The 1,354-nt window shown below is 68.2% G+C and carries 1 protein-coding gene; it reads right to left on the reverse strand.

What is annotated here, in order from left to right:
• Positions 1-17: 17 nt before the first annotated feature.
• Positions 18-1,112, reverse strand: a complete 1,095-nt coding sequence (locus P3T39_RS37385; RefSeq protein ID WP_280703788.1) for an IS110 family transposase — start codon at positions 1,110-1,112, stop codon at positions 18-20.
• Positions 1,113-1,354: the final 242 nt, after the last annotated feature.

The raw sequence follows: 1,354 nt of genomic DNA on the forward strand, positions 1-1,354 counted from the left end.
TGATGCCCCTATGGATGTCAATCGGCTGACGCTGGTGCAGGGGTCGGATTCCTGGCTGCGGTGATGAGTTGGTAGATCTCGCGGGCGACGTAGCGTTTGAGGCAGCGGATGGCTTCGCGGCGGGTCTTGCCTTCGGCGATGCGCCGTTCCAGGTACTCGCGGCTGCGGCTCTCCCAGCGCAGGCGGGCCAGGACGACGGTGTAGAGGGCGGAGTTGGCTTGTCGATCACCGCCTCGGTTGAGCCTGCGGCGCTGAGTCTTGCCGGATGACGCCTCCACCGGGCTGACGCCGCAGAGGGCGGCGAAGGAGCCCTCGCCACCCATGCGGTCCGGGTTGTCGCCGGCCGCTATCAGCAACGCAGCCGCGGTATCAGGGCCGACGCCGTAGCAGTCCAGGAGCTTCGGCGCATAGGAGTTGATCGCCGAGGTGATCCGTGCGGTGAGGTCGTTGATCTCCTCGGTGAGGTGAAGGATCCGGACGGCCAGCAGCCGCAGGGTGTGACGCGCGGCCATGGCCGGGGTGGTCCCGGTTGCGGCCTCCAGCTCGGAGCATCGACGGATGAGTTTGGGGTTGCTGAGGCCGGCCAGCGATTCACGCAGTCCGGGGTCCGCGGAGACCAGGACGGCCTTGAGCTGGTTGATCGCTTGCGAGCGTGACTTGACCGCGGAGCTCTTGGCCATCTTGAACAGCCGGACCGTCTCCACCGGACCGTCGGCGGTCTTGGCGGTGGCGGTGGCGCGGCCCGATAGCACTGCCTGGGCGGCCGCCCCTGCGTCGATCGCATCGGTCTTTCCTCGCCGGCGCCGCAGGGCCTTGTCCGGCTGGTTGACCTCGGTGACCGCGATGCCCTCGCGGTGTAGGTAGCGGGTCAGCGCGGCACCGTAAGAGCCGGTGCACTCGACTCCAGCCCGCTTCAGACCTCCGAAGGCCCTTGCCCAGGAGAGGAGTTGTCGGTATCCCTCCCGCGTGGTCGGGAAGCTGCGGGTGTCCAGCAGAGCTCCGGTGGAAGTGATCACCGCAGCGACGTGAACGTCCTTGTGGGTGTCCACGCCCAGGATGATGTCCTCTGGACGGCGGGTCGTGTCGTGCAGTGGAGGGGCTTGCCGGGTCATGCTGGGCACGGTCGTCTGTCTCCTGAACGCCTGGGGGCACTGGTGGCCGACGCCGGGCCGGTGAGGCGGTCAGGACTGTGACGGTGCGTGTCGCGAAGGCCCCTATCGGGACACGCCCACCCGTCCGGCGGCAGCACGCACCGCCTCGGGCAGTGGTCGGCAGATCAAACTCAAGGCATAAGCGCCAGTCGTACCTCGGGCCAGACCACCGCCCGGGGCGGCACCCGACCATCCTCACAGTC

Source organism: Kitasatospora sp. GP82, assembly GCF_029892105.1.
Lineage (GTDB): Bacteria > Actinomycetota > Actinomycetes > Streptomycetales > Streptomycetaceae > Kitasatospora.